Source organism: Rhizobium sp. CBN3 (genome assembly GCF_030518245.1).
Lineage (GTDB): Bacteria > Pseudomonadota > Alphaproteobacteria > Rhizobiales > Rhizobiaceae > Rhizobium > Rhizobium aethiopicum_A.
The window spans coordinates 1-14,099 of record NZ_JAULSE010000048.1; the positions used below are offsets into that span (position 1 = coordinate 1).

The window sequence follows — 14,099 nt, forward strand, 5'->3', positions numbered from 1 at the left end:
TCGCAGCAATCGACAAGCCGCCTCCCGTCAATCCAAGCCGGCCAAAACCCAAAACATCGCCAAACCAAATGGCTTTCTTTTATGCCTGACAATTTCCCCGGACAGCCCTGCCGATGATGGGGAGAAGAGAATATGCCGCGTCGTCTCCGTTCCTCGCTGGCTCTTGCAGGGCGAACCGGGCAGCCCTGGCTCGAGGGCGAGAGTAACACGGGAGTAAAGACGAGGTTTGTCACGAGCTGAGCCCCTCCCAATTCGCTGAAGGGGCTCGCCGGATGTTACTCCGCAGCCTCCGCATAACTCTCCACCGGCGGGCAGGTGCAGATGAGGTTGCGGTCGCCGTAGACATTGTCGACGCGGTTGACCGGGGACCAATATTTGTCGACGCGGAAGGCGCCGGGCGGGAAGCAGGCCTGCTCACGGCTGTAGGGGCGATCCCATTCCCCGACGAGGTCTTCGACCGTGTGCGGGGCGTTCTTCAGCGGGTTGTTGGTCTTATCCATGCGGCCTTCCTCGATAGCGCGGGCTTCCTCGCGGATCGCCAGCATCGCCTCGCAGAAGCGGTCGAGCTCGGCCTTGGTCTCGCTTTCCGTCGGCTCGATCATCAGCGTGCCTGATACCGGCCAGCTCATAGTCGGTGCGTGGAAGCCGCAGTCGATCAGGCGCTTGGCGACATCGTCGACGGTCACACCCGCGCTGTCGACAAGGGGACGCGTGTCGATGATGCATTCATGCGCGACACGGCCGGTCTTCGACTTGTAGAGCACGTCGTAAGCGCCCTTCAGCCGGGTGGCGATGTAGTTGGCGTTGAGGATCGCCACCTTGGTCGCCTGGGTCAGACCTTCGCCACCCATCATCAGGCAGTAGCTCCAGGAGATCGGCAGGATCGAGGCCGAGCCGAAGGCGGCTGCCGAAACCGCGCCCGGACGGCCGTCGGTCTCCGGGTGGCCCGGCAGGTGCGGCGCCAGATGTGCCTTGACGCCGATCGGGCCCATGCCGGGGCCGCCGCCGCCATGCGGGATGCAGAAGGTCTTGTGCAGGTTGAGGTGCGACACGTCGGAGCCGATGTCACCGGGGCGGGACAGGCCGACCATGGCGTTCATGTTGGCGCCGTCGAGATAGACCTGGCCACCATGCTGATGCACCAGTTCGCAGATTTCCTTGACCGTCTCCTCGAATACGCCGTGCGTCGAGGGATAGGTGATCATGCAGCAGGAGAGATTGGCAGCATGTTCCTCAGCCTTGGCGCGGAAATCCTCCATGTCGATGTCGCCGTTTTCGCGCACCTTGACGACGACAACCTTCATGGCGGCCATCTGGGCCGAGGCCGGGTTGGTTCCATGCGCCGAGGTCGGGATCAGGCAGACGTCGCGATGACCCTCGCCATTGGCGATATGGTAGTTGCGGATCGTCAGCAGGCCGGCATATTCGCCTTGAGCCCCGGAATTTGGCTGCATCGAGAAAGCGTCGTAGCCGGTGACGGCGCAGAGCTTTTCGATGAGATCGTCGATCATTTCGCGATAGCCGAGCGCCTGATCGGCGGGTGCGAAGGGATGGATATCGGAAAATTCCGGCCAGGTGATCGGCAGCATTTCCGCCGTCGCATTGAGCTTCATCGTGCAGGAGCCGAGCGGGATCATGGCGCGGTCGAGCGCGAGGTCACGGTCGGAGAGCCGGCGGATGTAACGCGTCATCTCGCTTTCGGCCCGGTTCATGTGAAAGATCGGGTGAGTGAGATAATCGCTGGTCCTGAGCAGGTTCTTCGGCAGGCGGTAAGAAGGCTCGAAATCGGCAATGGTGAAATTGCCGCCGAATGCGCGCCAGACTGCTTCGAGCGTCGCCGGTCGCGTGCGTTCGTCGAGGCTCATGCCGATTCCGGTCTCGCCGATCTTGCGCAGATTGACGCCCTCGGCGACGGCGGCGCGCAGGATCAAGCCCTGCATATGGCCGACATCGACGGTGATCGTGTCGAAGAAGCTTTCGGGCTCGACCTTGTAGCCGAGCTTCTCCAGGCCCTTGGCCATCAGCACGGCTTTCTGGTGCACCTGCTGGGCGATCGCCTTGATGCCCTTCGGACCGTGGAAGACGGCGTACATCGAGGCCATGACGGCGAGCAGCACCTGGGCGGTGCAGATGTTCGACGTCGCCTTCTCGCGGCGGATATGCTGTTCGCGGGTCTGCAGCGACAAGCGGTAGGCGCGGTTGCCGCGGGCATCGACGGACACGCCGACGAGGCGGCCGGGCATGGAACGCTTGATGGCGTCCTTGACCGCCATATAGGCCGCATGCGGACCGCCATAACCGACGGGAACGCCGAAACGCTGCGAGGAGCCGATGGCGATGTCGGCACCCATTTCGCCGGGCGATTTCAGCAGCGTCAGCGCCAGAATATCGGCTGCGACGACCGCGATGGCGCCGGTCTGGTGCAGCCGCGCAATCAGGCCTGTGAAGTCATGCACATGGCCGTGCGTGCCCGGATACTGGAAAATCGCGCCGAAGACATCGACCGGATCGAGATCGGTGAAGGGATTGCCAACGATGACCTGCCAGCCAAGCGGCTCGGCGCGGGTGCGGATGAGGGCGATGGTCTGCGGATGGCAGTCGGCGTCGACGAAGAAAGCCTTCGCCTTCGACTTGGAGACGCGCTCGGCCATCGCCATGCCTTCGGCGGCGGCGGTCGCCTCGTCGAGCAGCGAAGCGTTGGCGACGTCGAGGCCGGTCAAGTCGCAGATCATCGTCTGGTAGTTCAGCAGCGCTTCCAGGCGCCCCTGGCTGATCTCCGGCTGGTAAGGCGTGTAGGCCGTATACCAGGCAGGATTTTCCAGGATGTTGCGCTGGATGACCGGCGGCGTGATCGTGCCGTAGTACCCCTGGCCGATCAGCGAAACGAGCACCTTGTTCTTGTTGGCGGTCTCGCGCAGCTTGTCGAGCGCCTCGCGCTCGGTCATCGGCGCGCCCCAGACGAGCGGCGCCTTCTGGCGGATGGCGGGCGGCAGTGTCGCGTCGATCAATCCGTCGAGGCTGCTATAACCGATCACCTTCAGCATCTCGGTCATCTCGGTCGGCGAAGGGCCGATGTGACGGCGATTGGCGAAATCGTAGGGCTGATAGTCGGTGAACTGGAATTCGGTCGGCGTCGTCATTACGCGGTGAGCTCCTTGTAGGCGGCCTCGTCGAGCAGGCCGTCGGCATCGGCGGGGTTCTTGAGCTTGAGCTTGAAGAACCAGCCGGCGCCTTGAGGATCGGAGTTGATGAGCGAGGGATCGGCAACGATTGCCTCGTTGACCGCGGTGATCTCGCCATCGAGCGGACAATAGACCTCTGAGGCTGCCTTGACGGATTCGACGGTTGCCGCATCGTCGTTCTTCGCAAAGCTCTTGCCGACTTCCGGCAGTTCGACGAAGACGAGATCGCCCAGCTGTTCGACGGCATAGGTGGTGATGCCGACGGTTGCGACATCGCCGTCGAGCTCGAGCCATTCATGTTCAGCGGTAAATTTCAGCATGGAAAAATCCTTTCGGAAAACAGGGTTTCAGCGTTTGTAGGTCGGCGTAACGAAGGGCAGGGCGGAGACAGCGACGGGCAGGAACTTGCCGCGCACCTCGGCATAGACCTGGGTGCCCACCGCAGCATGGGAGATTGGCAGATAGCCCATGGCGACGGGACCTTCGACGCTGGGGCCGAAGCCGCCCGACGTGACTTCGCCGATTTCGGTCTTACCCTCGGCATCGGCGTAAAGCTTGGCATGGCCGCGCACCGGCGCCTTGCCCTCCGGCTTCAGGCCTACCCGGCGGCGGGCGGCGCCGTTTTCGAGTTCGGAGAGGATGCGGCCGGAGCCCGGAAAGCCTCCGGCGCGTGCGCCGCCGGCCCGCCGCGCCTTCTGCATCGCCCATTCGAGTGCGGCCTCGACCGGCGAGGTGGTGGTGTCGATGTCGTTGCCATAAAGGCAAAGGCCGGCTTCCAGACGCAGAGAATCGCGCGCGCCCAAGCCGATCGCCTGGACGTCCGGATGTTCGAGCAACCGCATGGCGACGTCTTCGGCCTTGTCCACCGGGACTGAGATTTCGAAGCCGTCTTCGCCGCTATAGCCCGAGCGCGAAACCAGGCAGGAAACGTCGTGCAGCCGGCAGTGGCGCACATCCATGAATTTCATCGCCGCGACATCGGCCCAGAGCTCGGCGAGAACCTCGACCGCGCGCGGTCCCTGCAGCGCGATCAGCGCGCGGTTCAGGAGCGTGATGTCGCACTGGTCGCCGATGTGGGTCTGCAGATGGGCGAGATCGGCCTCCTTGCAGGCGGCGTTGACGACGAGGAAAAGGTGGTCGTCGACATGGGTGATCATCAGATCGTCGAGGATTCCGCCAGTGTCGTCGGTAAAGAAGCCGTAGCGCTGGCGGCCTGCCGGGAGCCCGAGAATATCGACCGGCACCAGGCTTTCGAGCGCCAGCGCCGCATCCTCATAGCTGCCCGATTTCGCCTTCACGATGACCTGGCCCATGTGGGAGACGTCGAAGAGGCCAGCCTCGGCGCGGGTATGAAGATGTTCCTTCATGACGCCCGCCGGATATTGCACTGGCATGTCATAACCTGCAAAGGGCACCATGCGGGCGCCGAGCGAAAGATGCAGGGCATGCAGCGGGGTTTTCTTGAGGGCAGCAGTATCGTCCAAACGACGCCTCCGGGGTTTGCGCCTTTTGTTAAGGCGCGGGCTCAAATCTGAAGGCGCGGCTGCGCGCCTCTCTCCTGAGCCCCCTCTGTCCCTTTGCCTGAGATTGTTATCCCTTCGGCGAGCGTTTCGAGAACGCTTCTCTCCAGAGTTCCGTCTGCCCCCTTGCTGGTCCTTTGGCCTGAGAGTTTCCGGGGCGGTTGCTCCTTCGGCACCGGTGGCACAAGCACCGGATTCTCCCAACAGGGTCGGCCGCAATTATCCGGCGGGCGCAGCGCTTGGCAAGGCCAAATGTCGTGACCTGACAAATTTTTGTCGCCATAGTCAGGGAAGGGCGCGATCTGCGGCAAATCTGCTTTTGCATTCGGCTGGGAAAACGGCTATCGCGGCATGCTGTTAAAGGGGATCTCATGCGGCAGACAGGACTGAAAGCGACGCTCTTCCTGCGCATGCTTTGCGCCTTGGGCCTGCTTTTGCTCGGATTCGCCCATCAAGCGCCGCAGGCTGTCGCTTCCGATGGTTATGATGCCGGGGCCTACGTGCTGCCCGACGGCAGCTTTGCCTCGCTCTGCGTCACCGTGAAGGAGGCCGAAGGCAAGACTGTCGGCTTCAAGCCGAATTGCGAAGCCTGCCGGCTGTCTGCATCGGTGATCCTGCCGACGCCGGATGCGGGTTCGTGGCTGGAGCGAAAGCTCGCCTCGCTGATCAACCCGCCGATCGGGACTGCAGCCGTTGCCGCTGTCAGTACTGTAGACCGGCCGAATTCGCGCGGGCCTCCGGCCCTCATCTGATCTGCCTCCGCAACCTATACGCAAAATGCCGGTTCGCCCGAAGAAGTTCGCGGCCGGCGAGGAGATATCCGATGAGAACAATCAAGACTTTCGCGCTTGCCGCCCTTCTGTCCGCAACCGCCTTTGCCGACGCCGAGGCGCATGTCAGCTTCCTCGACAAGGAGGCGAAGCTCGACAGCACCATCCTTGCAACGCTGCAGGTGCCGCATGGCTGCGACGGCAAGGCGACCACCGAAGTGCAGGTCAAGCTGCCGGAAGGCTTCGTCTTTGCCAAGCCGCAGCCGAAGGCCGGCTGGGAACTCGAGGTGATCAAGGGCGATTACCAGAAGAGCTACGACAATCACGGCGACAAGGTGAAGACGGGCGCCATCGAGATCCGCTGGAAGAACGGCAATCTCTCCGATGATTTCTACGATACCTTCGTCATCCAGGGCAAGGTGTCGGGCGTCGAAGCCGGCAGCTCGCTTGCCTTTCCGGTGACGCAGCTGTGCGGCGATAAGGTCACGGCCTGGGATCAGGTGGCCGGAGAAGGCGGCGATCCGCACGCGCTTAAAAGCCCGGCGCCGCTGCTGAAAATCGTTGCCGGTGATGATCATGGCCACGACCATGACGATATGGCCGGGATGAACATGTCCGGAATGTCCCCCATGCCCGGCATGGACATGTCGGCAGCAATGCCAGCCGGCGACACAGTCAAGGCCGGCGACCTCGAAATCTCCGGCGCCTTCGCCAAAGCGATGCTGCCCGGCCAGCCGGTCGGCGGCGGCTTTTTCACGGTGAAGAACAACGGCAAGACGGATGATCGCCTGCTCTTCATCAGCTCGCCCGCGGCGGGCGAGGTTCAGATCCACGAGATGGCTACCAAGGACAATGTCATGCGGATGCGCCAGCTGAAGGATGGCATCGCCATTACCGCGGGCGAAACGGTCAAGCTCGAGCCCGGCGGCCTGCATCTGATGTTTCAGAAGGTGAAGACGCCATTTAAACAGGGTGACACGGTGCCGGTGACGCTGAGCTTCGAGAAAGCCGGCAAGGTCGATCTGGTGCTGCAGGTGCTGTCGGCCCAGGGCAAGTAGTGCCGGCCGATTCAGACAGAGAGCCTGCGGTTGCGATTACAGCCGCGGGCTTTCTATTGGAAGCGGCTTGTCTGTTAGACATCCTCGTAGGATTGCAGCGCCTGCCGCAGGCCTGTCTGTGGTTGCTGGTTGCCCTTTGCCATCAGGTCGAGCGCCACCTCCGTCGACTGGATGATGCTGGAGGGCTCCTCGGCCTGATCGGACGCCCCGCCGTTCAATTGCCGGTCGGCGATGCGCTTTGCATCACGCGCCGCCGTGCTCGTAGCGACGCGCTGGGGGATCCTCAGCGATTCGAAGGCAATGGCGGCGGTGTTGGCCGATATGGACAGGAGCTGCGTCATGCCGTCACGATATTCGCATGGTCTTGGTGCTATCGTAACAAAATCATTGGCATTTTACCGAGTGGCAAGAATTCGCGCGGTTCCATTGGAGTCGTCGCCGAACTGAGGTAAATCCGGCTTATGATTCAGGCTCTCCTTGTCGCGCTGGGCGGCGCAATCGGTTCCGTCCTCAGATATTATGTCGGCCAGTGGGCGCTAAAGCTCATGGGGCCGGCCTTTCCCTGGGGCACTCTCGCCGTCAACGTCGTCGGCTGCTTCGTCATCGGTGTCTTCGCCGAACTGGTCGCGCGGAAGTTCAACGCATCGGTGGAACTGCGCCTGCTGCTCATCACCGGTTTTCTCGGCGGCTTCACCACCTTCTCGGCTTTCTCGCTCGACGCCATCTCGCTCTTCGAACGCGGCGAGGCGGTCGCCGGCGGCATCTACATAGCAGCCAGCGTCGGCCTTTCGATGGCGGCAGTGTTTGCGGGCCTCGCCATCATGCGCGCTTTGGTCTGATTCCGGTTTCCGTTTTGCATGAAAATGCTCTAAGGCTGCGGCAAGAACGCCGGCTTGGCCCGCGCTGCAATTTCCGAAAGACTATTCATGGCTGGCATAGAACTTATCAAGGTTGAACTCGACGAGGCGGGCATGCGGCTCGATCGATGGTTCAAGGTGCATTTTCCCGGACTGGGCTTCGGGCCGCTGCAGAAGCTGCTGCGCTCCGGCCAGATACGCGTGGACGGCGGACGCGTTAAATCGGATGCGCGCGTGCAGCCCGGCCAGACGGTGCGCGTGCCGCCGCTCGATGTCGACGCCAGGCTGAAAACCGGGCCGATCGCCGGCAAGGATCTCAAACATTCCACGGATTTCGACCTCTTGTCACGCATGGTGCTGCATGAGGACGACAAGGTGATTGTCCTCAACAAACCGGCCGGCCTTGCCGTGCAGGGCGGCTCCGGCGTCGCCAGGCATATCGATCAGATGCTCGAGGCATGGACCAGTCCGAAGGGCGAGAAGCCGCGCCTCGTCCACCGCCTCGACCGCGACACGTCAGGGGTGCTCGTCATCGCCCGCACCCGGGGTGCGGCACAGAAGCTGACGGCCGCCTTCCGCGAGCGCGACACGAAGAAGACCTATTGGTCTCTGGTGAAAGGCGTTCCGCGCAAGCGCGAGGACAAGATTTCGACCTGGCTCGTCAAGGAGCCGACGGCCGACGGCGACCGCATGCGCATCGCCAAGCATGGCGAAGAGGGCGCCGATCATGCCGTGTCCTACTACCGCATCGTCGAGACGGCGGCGCAACGTCTCGCCTGGCTGGAGATGGAGCCCTATACGGGGCGCACGCACCAGCTTCGTGTCCATGCCTTGCACATCGGCCATCCGATCATCGGCGATCCCAAATATTTCGACGATGATCCGAACTGGGATTTTCCCGGCGGTATCCAGAAGCGGCTGCATCTGCACGCCCGCCATATCGATATCCCGCATCCCTCCGGCGGCCGGCTGCGCGTCACCGCGCCTTTGCCGCCGCATATGGTGCAGAGCTGGAACCTGCTCGGCTTCGATGAAAATTCGGCCCCCATCCTGGACGGTGAAGCATGAAACTTGCGCTTTTTGATTGCGACGGCACGTTGGTCGACAGTGCCGGGCTGATCCATGAAACCATGCGCCGCACCTTCGCGAAGTTCGGGAAGGCGGAGCCTCGATTTGACGACACCAAGGCCATTATCGGCCTGTCGCTGGATCTCGCGATCGCCCGCATGCAGGGCAGGCCGCATGTCGAGCAGGAAGACATCGACATGACGGCGCATTATAAATCGCTGTTTACGATTGTGCGTAGGGATCTCGACCACAGAGAGCCGCTGTTTGCCGGCATCCGCGAGATGATCGACGCGATCAGCGGCCGCGAGGATCTGCTGATCGGGGCGGTGACCGGCAAATCCCGGCGCGGGCTGAACCTCGTGATGGAGACGCACGGCTTCGACAAGCATTTTGTCGTTGCGCGCACCGCCGACGACTGCCCCTCCAAGCCGCATCCGGCCATGGTGACGGAATGTTGCGACGAAACCGGGATGAATGCCGCCGATACCATTGTCATTGGCGACGCGGTTTACGATATGCAGATGGCAAAGGCTGCCGGCGCCAAGGCGATCGGTGTTGCCTGGGGCTATGCCAGCGTGGATGAGCTGATCGCCAACGGCGCCGATGCGATCGCCTACCATCCGAACGAGATATTGCGCCATTTTTCCTGAGGTGAGCCCATGCGCGATCTGCTGAACGATCTGTCCGAGGGACTGAGCCATCCCGATCCCATCCGTCGGGCCCAGATCCAGATGAAGAAGCCGCTGCCGAAGCGTTTCTACACCGACGTGGCGGTCGCCGAGGACGAGGGCAGTTTCGCGATCACGCTCGACGGCAAGTCGGTGCGCACGCCGGCACGGCAGGTTCTTGCCGTTCCCACAGAGGCGCTCGCACAGCTTGTCGCCGCCGAATGGCGTCGACAGGGCGAGGAAATCGACCCGGTCACCATGCCGGTGACCCGGCTGGTCAACACTGCGCTCGACGGCGTGGCAACCAATACGCAGGCCATCTTCGAAGACATTCTCCGCTTTTCCTCGAGTGACCTCATCTGCTACCGCGCCGACGGGCCGGAGCTGCTGGTCGAGCGCCAGAGGGAACGTTGGGACCCGATCATCGACTGGGCGGCCCACGATCTCGGTGCCCGTTTCATTCTCGTCGAAGGGGTGATGCCTCACGAACAGCCGCGAGAGGCGACCGCGGCCTTCGCCGTGACGCTGGCGCGGCATCAGAGTCCGATGGCGCTCGCTGCCCTTCATACGATCACGACGTTGACCGGCTCGGCGATCCTGGCGCTTGCTTTGGCCGAGGGCCGGGTGATGGTGGAGGAGGCATGGTCGCTTGCGCATCTCGACGAGGACTGGACGATCGAGCATTGGGGGCGCGACGAGGAAGCCGAGGAGCGACGGGCCAAGCGCTTTGCCGAGTTCAAGGCGGCAGCGGACGTTTTTTTCGCCCTAAGCGCCTGAAACATATTGCCTTCCCAGACATTATGACGAAATCTGCGACTCCAACGGGGTGGTGCGGGATTTGCGATGAATTGGCTGAGGTCGTGTTTTTGCCGGACCGTGCTCGTGTGTATCGCGCTCACGGCCTGCGTCAGCCTCTCGGCCAACAAGCCGAAGGCGCCGCTCTATGATGTGCGCAGCGCCGTCGTTTTCTCAGGCCCGAACATCCCGGCCGAGCTGCTTGCCGGGATCAACGACCGCGTCAATGCCGCGATCAATGCAACGATGCGCGACACCGTGCTGCCGCGGGTGGTGCTGACAATCCGCGTGGTTTCGATTGAGAAGGGACTCGGTTTCCAAAAGGACCGCAACGTCGCCAAAATCCGCGTCGACGCGGCTTCGGTCGACGACGGCTCGGTGATTGCCGTCAGCGCCTTCGACGTGACCAGTATCGCCGCCGACCCGAAACTTGCCGACGACATCATGGCCGAGGACGTCGCTGCACGGATTCGCTCGGTTTTCTCGCTCAGCGGACGCAGCCGCTAGCGCATATCGACCGCGAGAGCGGCGAGAGGAGATCGCATGAAGGAAATTCTCGAGGAACTGGAACGCCGCCGCGGCATCGCCCGCCTCGGCGGCGGCAAGGAGCGCATCAGCGCCCAGCACAAGCGCGGCAAGCTGACGGCGCGCGAGCGCATCGACCTATTCCTCGACGAGGGCTCCTTCGAAGAGTTCGACATGTTCGTGGAGCACCGCTCCACCGATTTCGGCATGGATAAGAGCCGTATCGCCGGCGACGGCGTCGTCACCGGCTGGGGTACGGTCAACGGCCGCACGGTCTTCGTCTTCGCAAAGGACTTCACCGTCTTCGGCGGCTCGCTTTCGGAAGCGCATGCGGAGAAGATCATGAAGGTGCAGGACATGGCGCTGAAGAACCGTGCGCCAATCGTCGGCATCTACGATGCAGGCGGCGCCCGCATCCAGGAAGGAGTCGCCGCGCTTGGCGGTTATGCCGAAGTCTTCCAGCGCAATGTGCTTGCCTCCGGCGTCATTCCGCAGATCTCGGTGATCATGGGCCCCTGCGCCGGTGGCGACGTCTATTCGCCTGCCATGACCGATTTCATCTTCATGGTGCGCGACACCTCCTATATGTTCGTCACCGGCCCCGACGTGGTGAAAACGGTGACCAACGAGACGGTTACGGCCGAAGAGCTCGGCGGCGCCGTGGTGCATACGGTGCGCTCGTCGATTGCCGACGGCGCCTATGAGAATGATGTCGATGCGCTGTTGCAGGTGCGCCGGCTGATCGATTTCCTGCCGCTTTCGAACACCGCGCCGCTGCCGGAGATCGAATGTTACCAGTCAGTGACCGAGACCGATGCGTCGCTCGACACGCTGGTGCCGGCGAGCGCCAACAAGCCTTACGATATCAAGGAGCTGATCCGGAAGGTGGCGGACGAGGGGGATTTTTTCGAGATCCAGGAGAGCTTCGCCAAAAATATCGTCTGCGGCTTCGGCCGCGTCGAAGGCTCTACCGTCGGTTTCGTCGCCAACCAGCCGATGGTGCTGGCCGGCGTGCTCGACAGCGACGCCTCGCGCAAGGCGGCGCGCTTCGTGCGCTTCTGCGACTGCTTCAATATTCCGATCGTCACTTTCGTCGACGTGCCGGGCTTTCTGCCGGGCACGGCGCAGGAATATGGCGGCCTAATCAAGCATGGCGCCAAGCTGCTCTTCGCCTATGCGGAGGCAACGGTGCCGAAGCTCACGGTCATCACGCGCAAGGCCTTTGGCGGTGCCTATGACGTGATGGCGTCCAAGCATCTGCGCGGCGATTTGAATTATGCCTGGCCGACGGCGCAGATCGCCGTCATGGGAGCCAAGGGTGCCGTCGAGATCATTTTCCGCAAGGATATTGCCGATCCGGAGAAGATCGCCGCCCACACGAAAATGTACGAGGACAGGTTCCTGTCGCCTTTCGTCGCCGCTGAGCGCGGTTATATCGACGAGGTGATCATGCCGCATTCGACCCGGCGGCGGCTGGCGCGCGGACTGAAGATGCTGCGCAACAAGGATCTCGCCAATCCCTGGAAGAAACACGACAACATCCCGCTCTGATATCTGGCCGCGTGTTGCCTGCTGTCGAAAAAGTGAACGGCCGTCAGCGATCCGTGTGTTCAATCAGGGCCGGGGACGGGCTAACGCTCGGCTGCAATTTCTTTAATGGAGAGGTTTAATGTCAACTTTCGAGCGTCTTTCCGCCTATCGCCCCTATGGGTTGGCCGCTCTCAGAATCATGACTGCCCTGCTGTTCATCGAACACGGCACCATGAAGCTGTTCGCTTTCCCGGCTGCACAGATGCCAGGCCCGCTGCCGCCATTGATGCTTTTTGCGGCTCTTCTGGAGCTTGTCGGCGGTCTCCTCATTCTGGTCGGCCTGCTGACGCGTCCGGTCGCCTTCCTGCTGGCTGGCCAAATGGCGGTTGCCTATTTCATGGCGCATGCCCCGAACAGCTTCTTCCCGGCCGTCAACCAGGGCGACGCGGCAATCCTGTTCTGCTTCGTCTTCCTTTACCTGTTCTTCTCCGGTCCCGGCGCTCTTGCCGTCGATAACCGGAAGACGGCTTGAAATGGACATTGATTGCGGGGCGTTTCGGCGCCCCGCAGCATCTCGGAATCAGGCGGTGAGCTTGAGGCCGGCGATACCGGCGACGATCAACGCGATGCAGGCAAGGCGGGAGACACTTGCCCCATCACCAAGCAGCCAAATGCCGAGGAGCACGGTGCCGACCGTGCCGATGCCGGTCCAGACCGCGTAGGCGGTGCCGATCGGCAGATACTTCACCGCCAGGCCGAGCAGGACGACGCTCACCACCATTGAAACGACGGTCAGCGCCGTCGGCAGCGGCCGCGTGAAACCCTCGGTGTATTTAAGGCCGATCGCCCAGCCACATTCGAAAAGACCAGCGAGAAATAGCAGAAACCAGGCCATACGCCTCTCCTTGTTCAAGAGCGAGGCCGTCCCCGCGACGGTTGCATCCTCAGGACGCCGCAGTCGTCTGCGATCGTGCTTATATCAGTGAGGGAACGGCCGTCTTCAAGGTAGGAATCGGCATGGCCGCCATTCCACCCGTTTCTTGCTGGCTTGCGGAGGAGATCATGACTGGCGGTCGGCCTCGGCGGAAAAGTTCTTGGCGCGGCGGCAGAGGCGGTCGAAGGTTTCGAGGAAACGCGAGCGGTCTTTCGGGCTGAACGCGGCGTTGTAGCCCTTGCTTTCGCCGGTTTCGCGCAAATGCGCGCCAAGATCGCGCATGGCGCTCGCCATGCCGATATTGCTCTCGTCGAAGACACGTCCGGTCGGACCGCTGACGAAAGCGCCGGTCGCGACGCAGCGCACGGCGAGCGGCACGTCGGCAGTAACGACGACGTCGCCCGCGCCGGCGCGCTCGGCGATCCAGTTATCGGCGGCATCGAAGGCGTTGGAAACGATGACGTTGTGGATCATCGGATCGCGGGACGGGCGCAGGCCGGAATTGGCTACGAAGGTGACTTCGAGGCCGTGGCGTTCAGCAACCTTCAGGATTTCCGGCTTCACCGGGCAGGCATCGGCGTCGACATAGATCATGGCGATATCCTCATGCCGGTTGCGTGGCCGGCTGTCTGATCATATCGATATGGGGAATGCCGTCTTCCAGATATTCCTGCGACGTCCCGACAAAGCCGAAGGATTCATAGAAGCGGCGCAGATGGGCCTGCGCCGACAAGGCTATCGGATTGGCAGGATAAAGCCGCTCACAGGCGGTGATCGATTCGCGCATTAATGCATCGCCCAGACGTTTGCCGCGATGGGCAGGCGAGACGACGACGCGGCCGATCTTTGACGGGTCCTGTGGCGCATGTGGTTTCAGGATCCGCACCGCCGCCAGGAGGTCACCGCCCTCCAGCAGTCTGAGATGCAGGGCATCGATGTCCTTGCCGTCGAGTTCCGGATAGGGACAGTTCTGCTCGACGACGAAGACATCGACACGCATTCGAAGGAGATCGTAGAGCTCTCGCGCGGGGAGCTCATCGAAATGCCTGAGATCGACCTGGTAGTTGGCTGCCACCATCAATAGACCACCACGCCGCGGATGCTTTCGCCCTTGTGCATCAGGTCGAAGCCCTTGTTGATGTCTTCGAGCGGCATGGTGTGGGTGATCATCGGATCGATCTGGATCTTGCCC

At 62.3% G+C, this 14,099-nt stretch carries 16 protein-coding genes, 1 pseudogene and 2 riboswitches; of the genes and pseudogenes, 9 read left to right on the top strand and 8 right to left on the bottom strand.

Annotation, left to right across the window (positions count from 1 at the left end; all coding sequences use genetic code 11):
* Positions 1-275: 275 nt before the first annotated feature.
* The 3 genes from gcvP to gcvT are packed head-to-tail and all read right to left on the bottom strand — an operon-like array spanning position 276 to position 4,666.
* On the bottom strand, positions 276-3,140 hold the full coding sequence (gene gcvP / locus QWJ46_RS30240) for an aminomethyl-transferring glycine dehydrogenase (protein WP_302756201.1): 2,865 nt from the start codon (positions 3,138-3,140) through the stop codon (positions 276-278).
* Complete coding sequence (gcvH, locus tag QWJ46_RS30245) at positions 3,140-3,502, bottom strand: glycine cleavage system protein GcvH (RefSeq protein ID WP_064802805.1); 363 nt, start codon at positions 3,500-3,502, stop codon at positions 3,140-3,142. The genes gcvP and gcvH overlap by 1 nt, the downstream gene beginning before the upstream one ends.
* A 27-nt stretch (positions 3,503-3,529) precedes the next feature.
* Positions 3,530-4,666, bottom strand: coding sequence for a glycine cleavage system aminomethyltransferase GcvT (gene gcvT, locus QWJ46_RS30250; RefSeq protein ID WP_302756205.1), 1,137 nt, complete (start codon positions 4,664-4,666; stop codon positions 3,530-3,532).
* A 75-nt stretch (positions 4,667-4,741) separates the two neighbouring features.
* Positions 4,742-4,822: riboswitch (glycine riboswitch) on the bottom strand.
* Positions 4,823-4,915: riboswitch (glycine riboswitch) on the bottom strand.
* A gap of 158 nt (positions 4,916-5,073) precedes the next feature.
* On the opposite strand from gcvT, the gene QWJ46_RS30255 reads away from it, so the two are divergent.
* Together QWJ46_RS30255 and QWJ46_RS30260 are read left to right on the top strand one after the other, a co-directional pair.
* Positions 5,074-5,454: a hypothetical protein gene (locus tag QWJ46_RS30255; RefSeq protein ID WP_302756207.1), complete on the top strand. Its 381-nt coding sequence runs from the start codon at positions 5,074-5,076 to the stop codon at positions 5,452-5,454.
* Positions 5,455-5,525: 71 nt separating this feature from the next.
* Entirely contained in the window at positions 5,526-6,530 is a 1,005-nt protein-coding gene (locus QWJ46_RS30260; RefSeq protein ID WP_302756208.1) for a DUF1775 domain-containing protein, read from the top strand.
* A 74-nt stretch (positions 6,531-6,604) separates the two neighbouring features.
* On the opposite strand, the gene QWJ46_RS30265 is transcribed toward QWJ46_RS30260, so the two are convergent.
* Complete coding sequence (locus QWJ46_RS30265) at positions 6,605-6,871, bottom strand: hypothetical protein (protein ID WP_085778270.1); 267 nt, start codon at positions 6,869-6,871, stop codon at positions 6,605-6,607.
* 120 nt (positions 6,872-6,991) lie between these two features.
* On the opposite strand from QWJ46_RS30265, the gene crcB reads away from it, so the two are divergent.
* The 7 genes from crcB (at position 6,992) to QWJ46_RS30300 (ending at position 12,505) form a co-directional block, all read left to right on the top strand.
* A complete protein-coding gene (crcB, locus tag QWJ46_RS30270) occupies positions 6,992-7,369 on the top strand; it encodes a fluoride efflux transporter CrcB (protein ID WP_302756210.1) in 378 nt (125 codons plus the stop codon).
* Positions 7,370-7,456: 87 nt separating this feature from the next.
* The gene (locus QWJ46_RS30275; protein WP_302756212.1) at positions 7,457-8,455 is read left to right on the top strand and encodes an RluA family pseudouridine synthase; all 999 of its coding nucleotides are present in this window, start codon (positions 7,457-7,459) and stop codon (positions 8,453-8,455) included.
* Positions 8,452-9,105: an HAD-IA family hydrolase gene (locus tag QWJ46_RS30280; RefSeq protein WP_184459587.1), complete on the top strand. Its 654-nt coding sequence runs from the start codon at positions 8,452-8,454 to the stop codon at positions 9,103-9,105. Before QWJ46_RS30275 ends, QWJ46_RS30280 begins: the two co-directional genes overlap by 4 nt.
* Positions 9,106-9,114: 9 nt before the next feature.
* Positions 9,115-9,900, top strand: coding sequence for an ATP12 family chaperone protein (locus QWJ46_RS30285; protein WP_184459588.1), 786 nt, complete (start codon positions 9,115-9,117; stop codon positions 9,898-9,900).
* A 66-nt stretch (positions 9,901-9,966) separates the two neighbouring features.
* On the top strand, positions 9,967-10,425 hold the full coding sequence (locus QWJ46_RS30290; RefSeq protein WP_302756215.1) for a hypothetical protein: 459 nt from the start codon (positions 9,967-9,969) through the stop codon (positions 10,423-10,425).
* A gap of 36 nt (positions 10,426-10,461) precedes the next feature.
* Positions 10,462-11,994, top strand: coding sequence for an acyl-CoA carboxylase subunit beta (locus QWJ46_RS30295; RefSeq protein ID WP_184459590.1), 1,533 nt, complete (start codon positions 10,462-10,464; stop codon positions 11,992-11,994).
* Between the two features lie 118 nt (positions 11,995-12,112).
* Entirely contained in the window at positions 12,113-12,505 is a 393-nt protein-coding gene (locus tag QWJ46_RS30300) for a DoxX family protein (RefSeq protein ID WP_184459591.1), read from the top strand.
* Between the two features lie 48 nt (positions 12,506-12,553).
* Here QWJ46_RS30300 and sugE read toward each other — a convergent pair whose 3' ends face one another.
* From sugE to QWJ46_RS30320, 4 genes and pseudogenes are all read right to left on the bottom strand, one after another.
* A complete protein-coding gene (gene sugE, locus QWJ46_RS30305; protein ID WP_302756217.1) occupies positions 12,554-12,868 on the bottom strand; it encodes a quaternary ammonium compound efflux SMR transporter SugE in 315 nt (104 codons plus the stop codon).
* 165 nt (positions 12,869-13,033) lie between these two features.
* Positions 13,034-13,501: a YaiI/YqxD family protein gene (locus tag QWJ46_RS30310; RefSeq protein ID WP_184459593.1), complete on the bottom strand. Its 468-nt coding sequence runs from the start codon at positions 13,499-13,501 to the stop codon at positions 13,034-13,036.
* A 10-nt stretch (positions 13,502-13,511) separates the two neighbouring features.
* Positions 13,512-13,985 (bottom strand): GNAT family N-acetyltransferase, encoded by a 474-nt coding sequence (locus QWJ46_RS30315; RefSeq protein ID WP_302756219.1) that lies wholly within the window; start codon positions 13,983-13,985, stop codon positions 13,512-13,514.
* A pseudogene (locus QWJ46_RS30320) lies at positions 13,985-14,099 on the bottom strand (S-(hydroxymethyl)glutathione dehydrogenase); the annotation flags it as partial. The gene QWJ46_RS30315 and the pseudogene QWJ46_RS30320, both read right to left, overlap by 1 nt.

What these genes read in the sequence shown, in the direction of transcription:
- QWJ46_RS30265 (WP_085778270.1), bottom strand. Translation starts at nt 6,871, where the DNA reads ATGACGCAGCTCCTGTCCATATCGGCCAACACCGCCGCCATTGCCTTC.
- QWJ46_RS30315 (WP_302756219.1), bottom strand. Translation starts at nt 13,985, where the DNA reads ATGGTGGCAGCCAACTACCAGGTCGATCTCAGGCATTTCGATGAGCTC.
- QWJ46_RS30290 (WP_302756215.1), top strand. Translation starts at nt 9,967, where the DNA reads ATGAATTGGCTGAGGTCGTGTTTTTGCCGGACCGTGCTCGTGTGTATC.
- QWJ46_RS30285 (WP_184459588.1), top strand. Translation starts at nt 9,115, where the DNA reads ATGCGCGATCTGCTGAACGATCTGTCCGAGGGACTGAGCCATCCCGAT.
- QWJ46_RS30300 (WP_184459591.1), top strand. Translation starts at nt 12,113, where the DNA reads ATGTCAACTTTCGAGCGTCTTTCCGCCTATCGCCCCTATGGGTTGGCC.
- QWJ46_RS30255 (WP_302756207.1), top strand. Translation starts at nt 5,074, where the DNA reads ATGCGGCAGACAGGACTGAAAGCGACGCTCTTCCTGCGCATGCTTTGC.
- gcvH (WP_064802805.1), bottom strand. Translation starts at nt 3,502, where the DNA reads ATGCTGAAATTTACCGCTGAACATGAATGGCTCGAGCTCGACGGCGAT.
- sugE (WP_302756217.1), bottom strand. Translation starts at nt 12,868, where the DNA reads ATGGCCTGGTTTCTGCTATTTCTCGCTGGTCTTTTCGAATGTGGCTGG.
- QWJ46_RS30280 (WP_184459587.1), top strand. Translation starts at nt 8,452, where the DNA reads ATGAAACTTGCGCTTTTTGATTGCGACGGCACGTTGGTCGACAGTGCC.
- crcB (WP_302756210.1), top strand. Translation starts at nt 6,992, where the DNA reads ATGATTCAGGCTCTCCTTGTCGCGCTGGGCGGCGCAATCGGTTCCGTC.
- QWJ46_RS30260 (WP_302756208.1), top strand. Translation starts at nt 5,526, where the DNA reads ATGAGAACAATCAAGACTTTCGCGCTTGCCGCCCTTCTGTCCGCAACC.
- gcvP (WP_302756201.1), bottom strand. Translation starts at nt 3,140, where the DNA reads ATGACGACGCCGACCGAATTCCAGTTCACCGACTATCAGCCCTACGAT.
- QWJ46_RS30275 (WP_302756212.1), top strand. Translation starts at nt 7,457, where the DNA reads ATGGCTGGCATAGAACTTATCAAGGTTGAACTCGACGAGGCGGGCATG.
- QWJ46_RS30310 (WP_184459593.1), bottom strand. Translation starts at nt 13,501, where the DNA reads ATGATCTATGTCGACGCCGATGCCTGCCCGGTGAAGCCGGAAATCCTG.
- QWJ46_RS30295 (WP_184459590.1), top strand. Translation starts at nt 10,462, where the DNA reads ATGAAGGAAATTCTCGAGGAACTGGAACGCCGCCGCGGCATCGCCCGC.